Source organism: Streptomyces sp. NPDC017993 (assembly GCF_044328065.1).
GTDB lineage: Bacteria > Actinomycetota > Actinomycetes > Streptomycetales > Streptomycetaceae > Streptomyces.
This window is the reverse complement of the sequence record NZ_JBIRGO010000005.1, coordinates 481,982-496,729: the sequence shown is the minus strand read 5'-3', so window position 1 is coordinate 496,729 and position 14,748 is coordinate 481,982. Positions and strand designations below refer to the sequence as shown.

At 72.7% G+C, this 14,748-nt stretch carries 15 protein-coding genes; 5 read left to right on the top strand and 10 right to left on the bottom strand.

Annotated elements, in window-relative coordinates:
• Positions 1-11: 11 nt before the first annotated feature.
• From ACH4FH_RS11790 to sigE, 3 genes are all read right to left on the bottom strand, one after another.
• The gene (locus ACH4FH_RS11790; protein WP_398555606.1) at positions 12-2,861 is read right to left on the bottom strand and encodes a trypsin-like peptidase domain-containing protein; all 2,850 of its coding nucleotides are present in this window, start codon (positions 2,859-2,861) and stop codon (positions 12-14) included.
• Positions 2,862-2,987: 126 nt separating this feature from the next.
• Positions 2,988-3,923, bottom strand: coding sequence for a zf-HC2 domain-containing protein (locus tag ACH4FH_RS11785; protein ID WP_398555605.1), 936 nt, complete (start codon positions 3,921-3,923; stop codon positions 2,988-2,990).
• Complete coding sequence (gene sigE, locus ACH4FH_RS11780; protein WP_398555604.1) at positions 3,920-4,612, bottom strand: RNA polymerase sigma factor SigE; 693 nt, start codon at positions 4,610-4,612, stop codon at positions 3,920-3,922. The genes ACH4FH_RS11785 and sigE overlap by 4 nt, the downstream gene beginning before the upstream one ends.
• A 276-nt stretch (positions 4,613-4,888) precedes the next feature.
• On the opposite strand from sigE, the gene ACH4FH_RS11775 reads away from it, so the two are divergent.
• Positions 4,889-5,572 (top strand): O-methyltransferase, encoded by a 684-nt coding sequence (locus ACH4FH_RS11775; protein ID WP_398555603.1) that lies wholly within the window; start codon positions 4,889-4,891, stop codon positions 5,570-5,572.
• Positions 5,573-5,817: 245 nt separating this feature from the next.
• Here the strand turns inward: ACH4FH_RS11775 and ACH4FH_RS11770 are convergent, their stop codons facing one another.
• Positions 5,818-5,985 (bottom strand): DUF3117 domain-containing protein, encoded by a 168-nt coding sequence (locus ACH4FH_RS11770; RefSeq protein WP_003985072.1) that lies wholly within the window; start codon positions 5,983-5,985, stop codon positions 5,818-5,820.
• Between the two features lie 315 nt (positions 5,986-6,300).
• Here ACH4FH_RS11770 and ACH4FH_RS11765 point away from each other — a divergent pair, with 315 nt between their 5' ends.
• Positions 6,301-7,101, top strand: a complete 801-nt coding sequence (locus ACH4FH_RS11765) for an enoyl-CoA hydratase-related protein (RefSeq protein WP_398555602.1) — start codon at positions 6,301-6,303, stop codon at positions 7,099-7,101.
• Positions 7,102-7,186: 85 nt separating this feature from the next.
• On the opposite strand, the gene ACH4FH_RS11760 is transcribed toward ACH4FH_RS11765, so the two are convergent.
• Both ACH4FH_RS11760 and ACH4FH_RS11755 read right to left on the bottom strand, forming a co-directional pair.
• Complete coding sequence (locus ACH4FH_RS11760; RefSeq protein ID WP_398555601.1) at positions 7,187-7,801, bottom strand: DNA-3-methyladenine glycosylase I; 615 nt, start codon at positions 7,799-7,801, stop codon at positions 7,187-7,189.
• The gene (locus ACH4FH_RS11755; RefSeq protein WP_398555600.1) at positions 7,798-8,295 is read right to left on the bottom strand and encodes a DivIVA domain-containing protein; all 498 of its coding nucleotides are present in this window, start codon (positions 8,293-8,295) and stop codon (positions 7,798-7,800) included. The genes ACH4FH_RS11760 and ACH4FH_RS11755 overlap by 4 nt, the downstream gene beginning before the upstream one ends.
• Positions 8,296-8,387: 92 nt before the next feature.
• On the opposite strand from ACH4FH_RS11755, the gene folP reads away from it, so the two are divergent.
• A complete protein-coding gene (gene folP, locus ACH4FH_RS11750) occupies positions 8,388-9,248 on the top strand; it encodes a dihydropteroate synthase (RefSeq protein WP_398555599.1) in 861 nt (286 codons plus the stop codon).
• A gap of 53 nt (positions 9,249-9,301) precedes the next feature.
• On the opposite strand, the gene ACH4FH_RS11745 is transcribed toward folP, so the two are convergent.
• Both ACH4FH_RS11745 and dapE read right to left on the bottom strand, forming a co-directional pair.
• Complete coding sequence (locus tag ACH4FH_RS11745; RefSeq protein WP_398555598.1) at positions 9,302-10,051, bottom strand: TIGR00730 family Rossman fold protein; 750 nt, start codon at positions 10,049-10,051, stop codon at positions 9,302-9,304.
• 122 nt (positions 10,052-10,173) lie between these two features.
• Complete coding sequence (gene dapE / locus ACH4FH_RS11740; RefSeq protein WP_398555597.1) at positions 10,174-11,265, bottom strand: succinyl-diaminopimelate desuccinylase; 1,092 nt, start codon at positions 11,263-11,265, stop codon at positions 10,174-10,176.
• 42 nt (positions 11,266-11,307) lie between these two features.
• On the opposite strand from dapE, the gene ACH4FH_RS11735 reads away from it, so the two are divergent.
• Both ACH4FH_RS11735 and ACH4FH_RS11730 read left to right on the top strand, forming a co-directional pair.
• Positions 11,308-12,249 carry a heavy metal transporter gene (locus ACH4FH_RS11735; protein WP_398555596.1) on the top strand — a complete coding sequence of 314 codons (942 nt, stop codon included), beginning with the start codon at positions 11,308-11,310 and terminating at the stop codon, positions 12,247-12,249.
• Positions 12,250-12,551: 302 nt separating this feature from the next.
• The gene (locus tag ACH4FH_RS11730; RefSeq protein WP_398555595.1) at positions 12,552-12,983 is read left to right on the top strand and encodes an ATP-binding protein; all 432 of its coding nucleotides are present in this window, start codon (positions 12,552-12,554) and stop codon (positions 12,981-12,983) included.
• Positions 12,984-13,075: 92 nt separating this feature from the next.
• On the opposite strand, the gene dapC is transcribed toward ACH4FH_RS11730, so the two are convergent.
• Together dapC and fdxA are read right to left on the bottom strand one after the other, a co-directional pair.
• The gene (gene dapC / locus ACH4FH_RS11725; RefSeq protein WP_398555594.1) at positions 13,076-14,173 is read right to left on the bottom strand and encodes a succinyldiaminopimelate transaminase; all 1,098 of its coding nucleotides are present in this window, start codon (positions 14,171-14,173) and stop codon (positions 13,076-13,078) included.
• A gap of 179 nt (positions 14,174-14,352) precedes the next feature.
• A complete protein-coding gene (fdxA, locus tag ACH4FH_RS11720; RefSeq protein ID WP_030573070.1) occupies positions 14,353-14,673 on the bottom strand; it encodes a ferredoxin in 321 nt (106 codons plus the stop codon).
• Between the last annotated feature and the right edge of the window lie 75 nt (positions 14,674-14,748).

Sequence of the window (14,748 nt, the reverse complement as noted above, 5' to 3'; positions counted from 1 at the left end):
CCTGCAAACGATCAGCCCGTACTGGAGGAGCCCAGCGTGAGCCGGACGGACCGCTCCTCCCCGTCCCGCTCCAGGGTCAGCATCAGGCTGTCCCCCGGGCGGTGGCTGCGGATCTTGACGATCAGTTCCTCACCGCCGTGCACCGGAGCGCCGTCCACCTTCGTGATCACGTCACCCGGCCGGATCCCGGCCTTCGCGCCCGGACCGCCGGGGGTGACCGGTGCCTTCGCGTCCTTGCTGCGGGCGCTCACCCGCGCGCCGTCACCGGTGTAGTCCATCTCCAGGGTGACGCCGATCACCGGATGCGTGGCCCGCCCGGTGTTGATCAGCTCCTCGGCGACCCGCTTGGCCTGATTGATCGGTATCGCGAAGCCCAGCCCTATGCTGCCGCCCTGCGCGCCACCGTCCAGCCCGTTGCCGCTGTCGGCCGCACGGATCGCGCTGTTGATGCCGATCACCCGCGCCTTGGCGTCCACCAGCGGCCCGCCGGAGTTGCCCGGGTTGATGGGCGCGTCCGTCTGGAGGGCGTCGACGTACGACACATCGCTGCCGTCGCCCTTCTCACCGCCCGCGGTGATCGGCCGCTGCTTGGCGCTGATGATGCCGGCGGTGACGGTGTTGGCGAGGTCGTACGGTGCGCCGATCGCCACGACCGGGTCCCCGACCCGGACCGTGTCGGAGTTGCCGAGGGTCAGCGGCCGCAGCCCCGTGACGCCCTCGACCTGGACGACCGCGAGGTCGTAGCCGCCGTCCTGGCCGACGACCTTGGCCTTGGCGGTCTGGCCCCCGCTGAAGGTCACCGAGATCTCACCGCCCGTGCCTGCCGGTTCGACGACGTGGTTGTTGGTGAGGATGTGGCCCTGCCGGTCGAGGACGAAGCCGGTGCCGGTGCCCTGCTCGGCGCCGCCCCGGACATGCAGGGTCACCACGCCGGGCAGCGCCGTCTGCGCGATCCCGGCGACGCTCTCGGGGTTACGGCCGCTCTGCTCGCCGGCGGCCTGGGGCAGCTCGATGGCACTGAGGCCGCCGTTGCGCTCGATGTACGCGCCGATGCCGCCGCCGACCCCGCCCGCGAGGAGGGCCAGCACCACGGCACCGATGGCCAGCGGTGCGCGCCGGCTGCGCCGGGCACCGGTCGGAGGGCCGGCGGGACCGCCGTGTTGCGGGGCGCTCCAGGGGTCGTACTGCTTCCAGGCGCCGTGCGGGGCGGCGGCGGGGTTGCCGGGACCGGCTGCCTGCCCATGGCCCGGGAGGTCTGCGGACGGCTGCGGCTGCGGCTGCGGCTGCGGCTGCGGCTGCGGCTGCGGCTGCGCGGCGAACGGGCCGGTGGGGGCGTGCGGGGCTGCCCCGGCCTGCGGCTGGTGGGCCGCGGGGGGCTGGTGAGCCACGGGGGGATTCGGGTGTGACTGTTCCGGGGGCAGCGGCTGGTCGCCGCCGGCCCGCTCCGGCCCCGCCGACCGTGCGCCGGCGGCGCGGGGACCCCCGTCACCGGGTTGCGGCATGAACCCACTGTCCGCGCCATCGCGTGCGGTGTCCGCGGCCCCGTCCCGGCCGAGCGCGCTCTCCTGACCGGGGACCTGCTGGTCGGTGTTCTGCGGGCCGGAGGCATGCAGGCCGGAGGGCTGGGGGCCGACAGTCTGCGGGCCCGAGGGCCGGCCGGCGGCGGCGCCGTGCGGGAGGTGGTGGACTCCGGTGTGACCGTCCGACGCGGCGTGCGCCCCGTCGGACGGCCCCGCGCCGGCGCCTATGCCTGCGGATGCGGACGTGGCTGTGGATGTGCCTGTGGATGTGCCTGATGCGAGCTGCGGGCCGGAGGGCGCGGTTTGCGGCGGCACGCTCGGGTAGGCAGCACCCGCCTGCGGGGCTTGCGGGGCTTGCGGGGCCTGCGGGGGCATGGCCACGGAGGGGGGCGGCGCGGGCGCGCCGTACGCGGCCTGCGGCCCGGGCGGCTGCGGCATCCGCGTGCCGTGCGCGGGGGTGGGAACCGGCCGCTGCACGGGCGGCGCGGGCGCCCACGGACCGGGGCCACCGTACGGGGGCGTGCCGTACGGGTCCTCGGGATGCAGCGGCTGCCGGATCTGCGCATCGGCGCGCGACCCGTCGACCCCGAACTCACCAGACTCACCAACCGCACCACCCGGCACTTCAGCACCGTGACTCCCGGCCACCGGAGCGGCGAGCGGCGGGGCGGGGGAGGCCGTGGGCGCGCCGGGTGTCGCGGCGGAGGGCGTCGCAGCGGCCGGCATCGGTGCGGAAGGCGGCGAGGTGGAAGGCGACGAGGCGGAAGTGGCAGTGGACGTGGAAGTGGACGTGGACGCGGTGCCGGGACTCGCAGCAACGGGCTTCGGTTCCGGCAGTTGCGCGCGCGGGTCGGCAGGCGTCTCCTCCCCCGCGCCCTCGCCGACCTGACGGAGCGTCACGGTCGACGCGGCGCTGTGACCGCCGTCCGGCACTGACGCCCCCTCAGGGGCCGGTGTGCCCGCGTCCTGCTTCTCCAAGCGCACCGCGTACGCCTCGTCGCCCCGGGTCTCGTGCGCGGTCGTGGCGAGCCCGTCGGTCGCTTCCGGCGCCTGGGGGCCGCCCTGCGGCCCGGGCAACGCGCTCGCGTCCGGCTGCCCGCCGCGCTCCGGCGGACGAACGGTCCAGTCCTGGTCCTCCCGCGACGCGGAGGGGTCCGACGCGGTGCCGTACGCGACGGTGCCGTCCGGCACGCGGGAATCCGGCACGTGGGAATCCGACGCGGTGTCGGCAGGGGGCGTCGGGATGTGTGGACCGGTCTCGGCGGACGGTTGCCGGCTCGGGGTGTGTCCCGGGCGGCTCCACCACTTCAGCTTCGGCCCGGCGGCCTTACCGTCGTCCATGCTCTCCCCACCATTTCGCCCGCCCTGATACGCGAGCCACCGCCACCTCGCGGCCCACCCCCCGAACAGGGGTGCGCCGCCCAACAGCGATTCAACCAGTTCCGCGCGGGCCTGCGCAGGGTCCGGTCAGTGCTGGGCGGGGGTTGTGCCCTGGGCGGAGGCGGCGGGGGACGCCGCCGAGCCGGCCAGCGGCCGCTTGGGCTCCAGCGGCGGCTGCGGGTGGGAGCGCTTGGCGGTCGCAGGACTCTCGGCGGCCACCGGTGCGAGGTGGTAGGCCGAGCCGGGGCCCGTCGCGGCTATCAGCGGCGACAGACCGAACCGCCCCGCCGTCGGATTCGGGGTCAGCGACGAGCGGGAGGGCATGGCCGCGCCCGGGCCGTACAGCCCCAGCGAGCTGGGGGCGGGAGCCGTGGCCTGTCCACCGGCCTGCGGTGAGGAGACCGACCGGGCATTGCGGTTGACGAGGAGGTCCTCGCCGCGGACCGGCGAGCCACCGGCCGGCGGGGTCGCGCTGAGCGGGACGGCGGTGCCGGTGCCCTCGCCGCGCCCGCCGGGCGTATCGACGGCCGCTTCCAGTGGGAGCGCGCCGCCGAGCGCGAAGGCCGCGAGCGAGACCGCCCCGGCAGCCGCGAAGGCGAATCTGCGCCGCTGCGGAGCGGGCCGATCGGTGTCGTGGACGCGGAAGCCCTGTTGGCGGGGCCGCTGGGGAACCGCGGACATGGCGTGGCCCTCGGGGGGGAGGTAGCCGAAGGGGCCACCCGTCGCGAAGTCTCCGGGGCCCAGGCCGCCCGCGCCGAGCTTGCTGCCCGGACCGTTCTGGTCGCCGCCGGGCAGCCCCTGGAGGCGCGCCAGCAGTCCTTCGGACGGGCCGGGGGGCGCCGTCTCGGCGAAGACGCTCTTCAGCCGACGCTGTGCGTCCGCCTCGGCCTTGCACTTACCGCACGTGGCGAGATGGGCCAGCACCCGCTCGCGGGCGTCATGTCCCAACTCACCGTCGACCAGGGCTGCGAGGCGGTCGCCGAGGTGCTGTTCTGAAGGGGACGGACGGCCAGTACCGCTCACGCGATCCCGACCTCCCCGGTGGAGATCACGGCCAGCGACCGCTGCTGTTCACGCTCTTCTGCGCGCGCCGCCGGGGAACGGTGCTTGAGCGCCTTGCGCAGGTGGGAGCGGCCGCGGTGGATCCGGCTGCGGACCGTGCCGAGCTTGACGCCGAGGGTCGCGGCGATCTCCTCGTACGACAGGCCCTCGATGTCGCACAGCACGACGGCGGCGCGGAACTCCGGCGCGAGGGTGTCCAGCGCCTGCTGCACATCCGCGTCGAAGTGGGTGTCGTTGAAATGCTGCTGCGGGGAGGGCTCACGGCTGGGCAGGCGCTCGGCCGCGTCGTCGCCGAGCGCGTCGAAGCGGATGCGCTGACGGCGGCGGACCATGTCCAGGAAGAGGTTGGTCGTGATGCGGTGCAGCCAGCCCTCGAAGGTGCCGGGGGTGTACGTCGACAGCGATCGGAAGACGCGGACGAACACCTCCTGCGTGAGGTCCTCGGCGTCGTGCTGATTGCCGGTGAGGCGGTAGGCAAGGCGGTAGACCCGTGCACTGTGGGTGCTGACGATCTCCTCCCAGCTGGGGGGAGTCCACGCCTGCACATCCGCGTCCTCGGCGAAGGTCGCGGTGGGTGCGGGATCGGTGGTGGGGGCTCCTCCCATGCCCTTGGGGCCATGGGCGCGGAAACGGTCAGCGGTGTTTGTCACGGATTTCGGCTCGGCGGACGACCGGCGCAAGCGCCTCAGCACTCTGCGGTCACCCGCTGCAGCCGCACCTCCCCTGGTGGCTCTGGTGGTGTCCAGTAGAGCCCCTACCATATCCACCTCGCCCGTTAGCTCCGGATAAGCAGATTTGACCTGCATTTGGTCCTGCTTCTGGTCTTGCTGCGTGTCTCGCGCGGTCTTCACCGGTGCATCCCCCCTGCCTCTTGATAACGCCCGGTCCCATCTGCGGGTTCCCGCACGCAGCGGATACAGTCACGGTTGCGTCAACTACGGGGACAGGAGAGGGCCATTACCGGCAACCGGCAGACGAGCTTGGCTTTCGCCGAGGCGTACGGCGCCGGGACCATCGACGGCACCACCGAAGCCGCTCTGCGCTGGTCCCGGGACCGCGCGCGCGAGGCCGGCGTCCGTACGGTGACGACCGGCACCGGCGCGGCCCTGCGCATGCTCGCCGCCACCGCCGGCGCCAAGGCCGTCGCCGAGATCGGCACGGGCACGGGCGTGTCGGGCATCTACCTCCTCCACGGAATGCGCCCGGACGGGGTGCTGACCACGGTCGATCTCGAACCGGAGCGGCAGACGTTCGCCAAGCAGGCGTTCCGCGAGGCGGGCTTCGCCGGCAACCGCGCCCGCTTCATCCCCGGCCGCGCCCTGGACGTCCTGCCCCGCCTCGCGGACGGCGGATACGACCTCGTCTTCTGCGACGGGGACCTGATGGAGTACCTCGAGTACCTCGCTGAATCGTTGCGTCTGCTGCGCCCCGGCGGCCTGGTGTGCTTCGAGGGCGTCTTCGCGGACGGCCGTACGGTCGACTCCGCAGTGCAGCCCGCGGAGGTCCTGCGACTGCGCGAACTACTGCGGGCCGTCCGGGAGAGCACCACCCTGGCGCCTGCCCTGCTGCCGGTCGGCGACGGACTGCTCTGCGCCGTCAAGCGCGGCTGACCGCTCCGGCCCGCGCTCCCCTCGCCTGCTCGACCTCGGATCCTCACCTGCGGACGGCATGGAACGGAAAATCCATGACGGCCAAGTGGCAATGAAAGGCATGGCGGGCACGGCGGCGAAGGCGGCAACGAAACGGCCCCGGCACGCGGCGCGCATTTCTGCACGCCGCCTGCCGGGGCCGGGGTATTCGGCTGGGGGTACCGGGGGTCAGCCCCCGGGGAACCGCAGCAATCGAGCCGCCCTCGTCAGACGGTGACCTTCTCCAGTGCCTCACCCAGGGCCTTGGCTTCGTCGGGTGTCAGCTCGACGACGAGTCGCCCGCCGCCTTCGAGCGGAACGCGCATGACGATGCCCCGCCCCTCCTTGGTCACCTCGAGCGGGCCGTCGCCCGTCCGCGGCTTCATGGCCGCCATGCTCGTTCCCCTTCCTGAAACCAGCTCATCGCAGCCGACAACCCACGTGTCACCGGCATCGAACACATTGCTTCCCAGTCATTATCCCGCATCGAACGACCCGATGACCAACATCAGCCTGCATCCCTTTGGCAACGCGCTCTCTCAAAACCACTCAATTCGGGGAGGCGGCTGCGATACTGCGCCACTCGCACACGTCCGACGCGCCCGGATTCTTTGACGTACGTCACATGTCGGCAGTCGATGATCTCCGGCATCCTGAGCGCTGACTGCCATTACCGGGCAGTACGAGCCGCGACGGAGGGGACTCCCACTATGGCCGACACCGTGCTCTACGACGTGACCGACGGACTCGCGACGGTCACTCTCAATCGCCCCGACGCGATGAACGCGCTCAACATCGAGGCGAAGGTCCAGCTGCGGGACACCCTCCAGCAGGCCTCCGCGGACCCGGCCGTGCGGGCCGTACTCCTCACGGCCACCGGGCGCGCCTTCTGCGTCGGCCAGGACCTCAAGGAGCACATCGGGCTGCTGGCCGCGGACCGGGCCGACGGCTCGGGGAACACCATGAACACGGTGCGCGAGCACTACAACCCCATCGTCACCGCGCTCGCCGAGATGCCCAAGCCCGTGGTCGCGGGCGTCAACGGCGTCGCCGCGGGGGCCGGTGCGGGGTTCGCGCTGGCCGCCGACTACCGGGTCGTCGCCGACTCCGCCTCTTTCAACACCTCGTTCGCGGGCGTGGCGCTGACGGCGGACTCCGGGGTGTCCTGGACGCTGCCCCGTCTCATCGGCCACGGCCGGGCCGCCGATCTGCTGCTCTTCCCACGCAACATCAGCGCCCAGGAGGCCTACGACCTGGGCATGGTCAACAAGATCGTCCCCGCCGAGGAGCTGGCCGCCGAGGCCGCGGCCGTGGCCCGCCGGCTGGCCGAGGGGCCGACCGCCGCCTACGCCGCGCTCAAGGAGTCGCTGGCCTACGGGGCGGGCCACTCGCTCGCCGAGACCCTCGGCAAGGAGGACGAGCTGCAGGGACGGGCCGGCGCCTCGGAGGACCACGGGATCGCCGTCGAGGCGTTCGTGAAGAAGGAGAAGCCGCGCTTCCTGGGCCGGTGAGAAGGCCCGCCGAGCGCGGTGGGGCGGGCCCGGCCGCCGGACCCGCCCCACCGCCGGTGCGCCCGGCCGCGGCCCGGCGCACCGATCAACCCGCAGACCGCCCCGCCGCCTCGGTGGCCGCGCGGACATGGCAGTCCGCCAGATGGTCGTTGACCAGGCCGCAGGCCTGCATCATGGCGTACGCCGTCGTGGGGCCGACGAAGCGGAAGCCGCGCTTCTTGAGGTCCTTGGCGAGTGCCGTCGACTCCGCGGTGACCGGCTGGAGATCGGCGAGGGTGCGCGGCGCCGGGCGGTCGGCCCGGTCGGGGGCGTAGGACCAGATGAGGGCGTCGAGTTCGCCCGGGGGCAGCTCGGCGGCGACCTTGGCGTTGTTGATCGTCGCGGCGATCTTGGCGCGGTTGCGGATGATGCCGGGGTCGGCGAGCAGCCGCTCGGCGTCGGCGTCGGTGAACCGCGCCACCTCCGGGATGCGGAACCCGGCGAACGCGGCACGGAAGCCGGGGCGGCGGCGCAGGATCGTGATCCAGGACAGCCCGGACTGGAACGCCTCCAGGCTCATTCGTTCGAAGAGGGCATCGTCGCCGTGGACGGGCAGGCCCCATTCGGTGTCGTGGTACTCGCGGTAGTCGGCCATCCGCTCCGTTTCCATGCCCCACGGGCAGCGGGGAACGCCGTCCGGAGCCGTCACCACGCCGCTCACGACCGCTCCTCACCCTCCGGGCCGTCAGGGGCCTCGGAGGAGCCGGGGGGCTGCGGGACCCCACTGCCGGGCTGCGCGTCCGCCACGGGGCCGTCTGCGGGCCGTGTGTCCTCCACCGGGCCGGGCGGGACCTGGCCGGGCGCGGGGCCCGCCCGGTGCAGGCCGGTCGGGCCCGGTCCGCCGGTCTGCATGGCCGCGGCGTGCGCGCCGGCCAGCGCGGACTCCAGCTCGGCGATCCGGGCGTCGCGCTCCGCCAGCTCGGCGCCGAGGCGGTCGAGGACGTCGTCGACGTCCTGCATGCGGTAGCCGCGGACCGTCACGGGCAGGCGGACGGCCTCGATGTCGGCGCGCGCCACCGGGCGCTCCGCGGGCAGCGGGTCGTACAGCCGGTCCGGCGCGGCATCGCGCAGCCCGCCGCCGTCACCGCCACCCACGACGACGAGCGTGACCGCCGCCACGACCACGACCATCGCGATCAGCAAGAACCAGAACACGACCAACTCCCCGAACTGTGCGCCTGCACTGATCGTGCCATGCGGGTGTGACAGTTAGGGTCGCTGGCGGACCACGGAGAGGGAGTCAAGGAATGCTGCGGCTGGGGAATCGCGAGTTCGGCGCGCACGAGCCGGTGATCATGGCGATCGTGAACAGGACGCCGGACTCCTTTTACGACCAGGGCGCCACGTTCCGCGACGAGCCGGCGCTCGCCCGTGTCGAGCAGGCGGTGGCCGAGGGCGCCGCGATCATCGACATCGGTGGCGTCAAGGCCGGTCCGGGCGAGGAGGTGAGCGCCGAGGAGGAGGCCCGCCGCACGGTCGGGTTCGTGGCCGAGGTGCGCAGGCGCCACCCGGATGTGGTGATCAGCGTCGACACCTGGCGGCACGACGTCGGCGAGGCGGTCTGCGAGGCGGGCGCCGATCTGCTCAACGACGCCTGGGGCGGCGTCGATCCGAAGCTCGCCGAGGTCGCGGCGCGGTACGACGTCGGCCTGGTGTGCACGCACGCGGGCGGCGCCGAGCCGCGTACCCGCCCGCACCGGGTGACGTACGAGGACGTGATGGCCGACATCCTGCGGGTGACGCTCGGACTGGCCGAGCGGGCCGTGGAGTTGGGTGTCCGGCGGGACGCGGTCATGATCGACCCGGGGCACGACTTCGGGAAGAACACCCGGCACAGCCTGGAGGCGACCCGCCGGCTCGGCGAGATGGCGGACACCGGCTGGCCGGTGCTGGTCTCGCTGTCCAACAAGGACTTCGTGGGCGAGACGCTGGACAGGCCGGTCAAGGAACGGGTGCTCGGCACCCTGGCGACGACCGCGGTGTCGGCCTGGTTGGGCGCGCAGGTCTACCGCGTCCACGAGGTCGCGGAGACCCGGCAGGTGCTGGACATGGTGGCCTCGATCGCCGGTCACCGGCCCCCGGCGGTCGCCCGCCGGGGACTGGCCTGAGGCAGTTGCCGGGGCCGGGGGCGGCGCGCCTCCCCCCCCGCGGCGGCCGACTCTCAGCCGCCGACCTCCTTGGTCACCAGCGCGACCGCCTCGTCGACGTCGTCACTGAGGTGGAAGAGGTCCAGGTCGCGCATGGACGCCTTACCCTGGGCGATGAGGGTGTCGCGCAGCCAGTCGACCAGCCCGCTCCAGTAGGACGTGCCGAACAGCACGATCGGGAAGCGGGTGACCTTCTGGGTCTGGACGAGGGTGAGCGCCTCGAACAGCTCGTCCAGGGTGCCCATCCCGCCGGGCAGTACGACGAAGCCGCTGGCGTACTTCACGAAGCAGGTCTTGCGGACGAAGAAGTAGCGGAAGTCGACCCCGAGGTTCACATACTCGTTGAGGCCCTGCTCGAAGGGCAGCTCGATGCCGAGGCCGACGGAGACCCCGCCGGCCTCGTTGGCGCCCTTGTTGGCCGCCTTCATGGCGCCCGGACCGCCACCGGTGATCACCGCGAACCCGGCCTCGACCAGGGCCCGCCCGATCCGCACCCCGGCGTCCCACTCGGACGAGCCCGGCGCGGTACGGGCCGAGCCGAAGACGCTGATGGCCGGGCCCAGCTCGGCCAGCGCTCCGAAGCCCTCGACGAACTCCGCCTGGATGCGCATCACGCGCCACGGATCGGTGTGCACCCACTCGGAGGGGCCCGCGGTGTCCAGCAGCCGCTGGTCCGTGGTGCTGCCCTGCACCTGCCCGCGACGACGCAGTACGGGACCCAGCCGCTGCTCCTCCGGGGTCGGTTCACCCTCGAGGTCGGCCATGATGTGCTCCCTCCGCTGACAGATCGTTTGCCGCCTCAGCGTAGATCCACGAACGCGCCGCGCAGGGGAATTCGGCCGGTGGACAACCCGCAGGTGAGCGCGGGCCCGGTCGCGGGGCCCGCTCAGTCCGTGAGCCAGGCGCGCAGCCGCTCCTCGCAGTGCAGGATCCGGTCGACCTCGACCCGCTCGTCCTTCTTGTGCGCGAGAAGGGAGTAGCCGGGGCCGTAGTTGACGGCGGGGACGCCGAGCGAGCTGAAGCGGGAGACGTCGGTCCAGCCGAACTTCGGCATCGCGATGCCGCCGACGGACTCCATGAAGGCCTTCGCGGCCGGGTGGGACAGACCGGGGAGCGCGCCCGGGGAGTGATCGTCGACGATGAACTCGTCCACCGGGCAGTCCGCGAAGACCTCGCGGACGTGGGCCAGTGCCTCGTCGGGGGTGCGGTCGGGCGCGTAGCGGAAGTTGACGGTGACCGTGCAGGCGTCCGGGATGACGTTGTTGGCGACCCCGGCCTCGACGCGGACGGCGTTCAGCCCCTCGCGGTACTCCAGGCCGTCGATCACCGGGCGGCGCGGTTCGTAGGCGGCGAGCTTCGCCAGGATCGGGGCGGCGGCGTGGATGGCGTTGGCGCCCATCCAGCTGCGCGCGGAGTGGGCCCGCTCCCCGGTGGTGCGCAGCAGGACCCGCAGGGTGCCCTGGCAGCCGCCCTCCACCTGGCCGTCGGAGGGCTCCAGGAGGACGGCGAAGTCGCCGGTCAGCCAGTCCGGGTGCGCGTCCGCGACGTGGCCGAGGCCGTTGAGGTGCGCCGCGACCTCCTCGTTGTCGTAGAAGACGAAGGTCAGGTCGCGGTTGGGCGCGGGCACGGTGGCGGCCATGCGCAGCTGGACGGCGACCCCGGACTTCATGTCGCAGGTGCCGCAGCCCCACAGGACGCCGTCGTCGTCGAGCCGGGAGGGGACGTTGTCCGCGATCGGCACGGTGTCGAGGTGTCCGGCGAGCACCACGCGCTCGGCGCGGCCCAGGTGCGTGCGGGCCACGACGTTGTTGCCGTACCGGTCGACGGTCAGGTGCGGCAGCGCCCGCAGGGCGTGCTCGACGGCGTCGGCGAGGTCCTTCTCGTTCCCGCTCTCGGACGGGAAGTCGACGAGCTGCGCGGTGAGCGCGGCGGCGTCGAGCGACAGGTCGAGGGCGGCGTGGTGTGTGGAGCGCTCCATGGGGCCGACCCTATCCGGCGGCCCTCCAGTACGGTGGGCTGCGTGTCCGCCCAGCCCAAGGTCCCCGTCCGCCGCAAGCGCCTCTGGCGTGCCGGCGCCGCTTTCGCCGTGCTGATCGGGCTGGCGGTCTACCTCGTGGTGCAGTTCGTCACGGGCGGTCCGGGTGCGCCGCGCTGCACGGTGCGTGCCGAAGGGGACGCGAAGGGGTACGAGCTCTCCCCCGAGCAGGCCGCGAACGCCGCGACGATCTCGGCCGTGGCGTCCTCGCGCGGGCTGCCGGAGCGGGCGCGGACGATCGCGCTGGCGACGGCGATGCAGGAGTCGGGGCTGCGCAACATCGACTTCGGCGACCGGGACTCGGTGGGCCTGTTCCAGCAGCGGCCGTCGCAGGACTGGGGCACGGTGAAGCAGATCATGGACCCGGTGTACGCGGCCGGGGAGTTCTACACCCACCTGGCGAAGGTCCCGGGCTACTCCCGGCTGCCGCTGACCGTCGCCGCGCAGAAGGTGCAGCGCAGCGGCTACCCGCAGGCGTACGCCAAGCACGAGGTGAACGCCGCCCGGCTGACCGGGGCACTGACCGGCCGGGACGGGGCGGCGATGACGTGCACCCAGAGCCGTCCGGTGGACGGGCAGGCGGGCGACGCGGCGGCGGTCCGGGCGAAGCTGGCCCGCGATTTCGGTCCTGAGGTGCTGCCGCGGACGGACGGCGCGGGCGGACGCGTCGCGGGTGGCGAACGCAGCGTGACGGTGCCGGTGCGGCAGACCGGGGTGGGGACCGACGGCGGGGGTCCGCGGCGGGGCTGGGAATTGGCGACATGGGCGATGGCCCACTCCGCCGAGCTGCGTATCGAACAGATCTCTTACGCCGGTCGGACGTGGACCGCGGCCGATGCGGGGAAGGGCTGGCAGAAGAAGCCGGCCGGTTCCGAGGCGTCTCCGGGGCGCTCCACGGGTGACGTTCGTATCATCACCGCACAATAGTCCGCCGGGTCCCTCGAAAGGGGCGCCGGCAGCAATTCCCCTTTCCTGTACGGGAGTTCACCGCATCGGTGCGGGCATTTCCGTCAATTCCCTTGTCATACAAGGGGCGTGACGTTTCCTCATACGCGCTCGGCTTGTACATATTGCCCGCCTTCCTCCAGGGCCGATTATGTGACGCGTTACCAACTCTTTACCTGAGTTCACCGCAACCTTCGGGGGTCTGACGCGGTAGTCAGTGCGTCCGCCAGGCGGACATGGCACATCTGTCAGAAGTACGAGTCCCTCTCCGTAAAAGGAGCACCATGTCCCTCCCCGTTACGCGTCGGATCGCCCGAGCCGCCCTGATCGTCGCCGCAGGCGCTGCTCCCGTGGTCGCGGTGGCCGGTACCGCGAACGCCGCGGACCTGTCCAAGGCAGCCGACCTGGGCGGACTGACCAAGCTGGACTCCGCGAGCGCCAGTGAGACCCTCAACGACACCGTCAAGGACGGCGGTGGCCTGCTGAACTCGGTCGGCGAGACCGTCGCCGGGGAGCTCGCCCCCGCGGCCGTCAAGGCCACCGGCCCCCTGATCGGGGACGCAGCTCCCGCCGCGTACATGGGCGCCAAGACCGCGCAGGACGCCGTTGCCAAGCACGCCAAGGACGGTGCGGCGAACAAGTCGCTGCCGACCGACACCGGCCTGGTCTCCGTCCCGGTCCAGGGCCTGCTCGGCGGTCTCCCGATCGGCGGCTGAGCCACCGGTCGCCGCACGCGACGCGCAGGGGCCCGGGGAGTTCGCTCTCCCCGGGCCCCTGCGCGTGCGGTCCGCCGTCGGCGGTCAGCGGGTCATTCCGCGAGGCGCCGCACCGCGGCGTCCACCCGCTCGTCGGTGGCGGTGAAGGCGACCCGTACGAACCGCTCCCCCGCGCTTCCGTAGAAATCGCCGGGAGCGACCAGGATGCCGCGCTTGGCGAGATCGCCGACGGTGTCCCAGCAGGGCTCGTCGCGCGTCGCCCAGAGGTAGAGCGAGGCCTCGCTGTGCTCGATGCGGAAGCCGGCGGCCTCCAGGGCGGTGCGCAGCGCGGCACGGCGGCGGGCGTACCGCTCGCGCTGCTCCGCGACATGCGCGACATCGCCCAGCGCCGCGACCGTGGCGGCCTGGACGGGCGCCGCGACCATCATTCCGCCGTGCTTGCGGATCTGCAGCAGCTCGCCCAGGACGGCGGCGTCGCCCGCGAGGAAGGCGGCGCGGTAGCCGGCGAGGTTGGAGCGCTTGGAGAGCGAGTGGACGGCGACGATGCCGTCCAGGGAGCCGCCGCAGACGTCCGCGTGCAGCACCGAGACCGGGTCGGCCTCCCAGCCCAGTTCGAGGTAGCACTCGTCGCTGAAGAGCAGCACGCCGTGCTCGCGGGCCCAGTCCACGGTGCGGCGCAGCTCGTCCGCGCTCAGCACCCGGCCGGTGGGATTGGACGGCGAGTTCAGCCAGAGCAGCTTCAGACCTGCCGGGTCGAGGTCGGTGGGGTCGTCGTAGACGACCGGCTCGGCTCCGGCGAGCCGGGCCCCCACCTCGTACGTCGGGTAGGCAAGGCGCGGGTAGCCGACCTTGTCGCCGGGGCCCAGGCCGAGCTGGGTCGGCAGCCAGGCCACCAGCTCCTTGGAGCCGACGATCGGCAGCACGTTGGTGTGCTCCACGCCGTGGGCGCCCAGGCGGTCGGTGACCCAGCCGGTGAGTGCGTCGCGCAGGGCGGGCGTCCCCCACACCGTCGGATAGCCGGGGCTGTCCGCCGCGTCGGTCAGGGCCTGCCGGATCACCGCGGGCACGGGGTCGACCGGGGTACCGACGGACAGGTCGACGATGCCGTCGGCGTGTGCGGCGGCCGTGGTCTTGTACGGCTCCAGCCGGTCCCACGGGAAGACGGGGAGGCGGGATGAGACTGCGCCCACGATGCTCTCTTTCTCGGACGGGGCTGACGCGGGACGGCGGCGGGAAACGCCTCGGTCCCGTACGGGGAGCCGTACGGGACCGGGCGGCGCCGTGCGACCTGCCCCAGCACAGGCTGGGGTATCCCCAACGACCTCGGAGGCGAGAGGGAGCGGGCGGCTCCCTCTCGATCCTCTGATCGTTACTGGTTCTGCGGCGGCAGCGCTGCGATGAAGGCGTGGTCGCGCTCGATCAGGCCGAGCTTGCTGGCGCCACCGGGCGAGCCGAGCTCGTCGAAGAACTCCACGTTCGCCTTGTAGTAGTCCTTCCACTCCTCCGGGGTGTCGTCCTCGTAGAAGATCGCCTCAACCGGGCAGACCGGCTCACAGGCCCCACAGTCGACGCATTCGTCCGGGTGGATGTACAAGGACCGGGAGCCCTCGTAGATGCAGTCGACGGGGCACTCCTCGATGCATGCCTTGTCCTTGACGTCGACACAAGGCTGCGCGATGACGTAGGTCACGCTGTCGTTCCTCCTCGGTAGGGCCGGCGGACCGATTGGCAGTACCGCCGCAGGGCGCGCGGGAGCGCGGCGTCG

What these genes read in the sequence shown, in the direction of transcription:
- ACH4FH_RS11730 (WP_398555595.1), top strand. Translation starts at nt 12,552, where the DNA reads ATGTCCCTCCCCGTTACGCGTCGGATCGCCCGAGCCGCCCTGATCGTC.
- ACH4FH_RS11790 (WP_398555606.1), bottom strand. Translation starts at nt 2,861, where the DNA reads ATGGACGACGGTAAGGCCGCCGGGCCGAAGCTGAAGTGGTGGAGCCGC.
- folP (WP_398555599.1), top strand. Translation starts at nt 8,388, where the DNA reads ATGCTGCGGCTGGGGAATCGCGAGTTCGGCGCGCACGAGCCGGTGATC.
- dapE (WP_398555597.1), bottom strand. Translation starts at nt 11,265, where the DNA reads ATGGAGCGCTCCACACACCACGCCGCCCTCGACCTGTCGCTCGACGCC.
- ACH4FH_RS11770 (WP_003985072.1), bottom strand. Translation starts at nt 5,985, where the DNA reads ATGGCGGCCATGAAGCCGCGGACGGGCGACGGCCCGCTCGAGGTGACC.
- ACH4FH_RS11765 (WP_398555602.1), top strand. Translation starts at nt 6,301, where the DNA reads ATGGCCGACACCGTGCTCTACGACGTGACCGACGGACTCGCGACGGTC.
- ACH4FH_RS11745 (WP_398555598.1), bottom strand. Translation starts at nt 10,051, where the DNA reads ATGGCCGACCTCGAGGGTGAACCGACCCCGGAGGAGCAGCGGCTGGGT.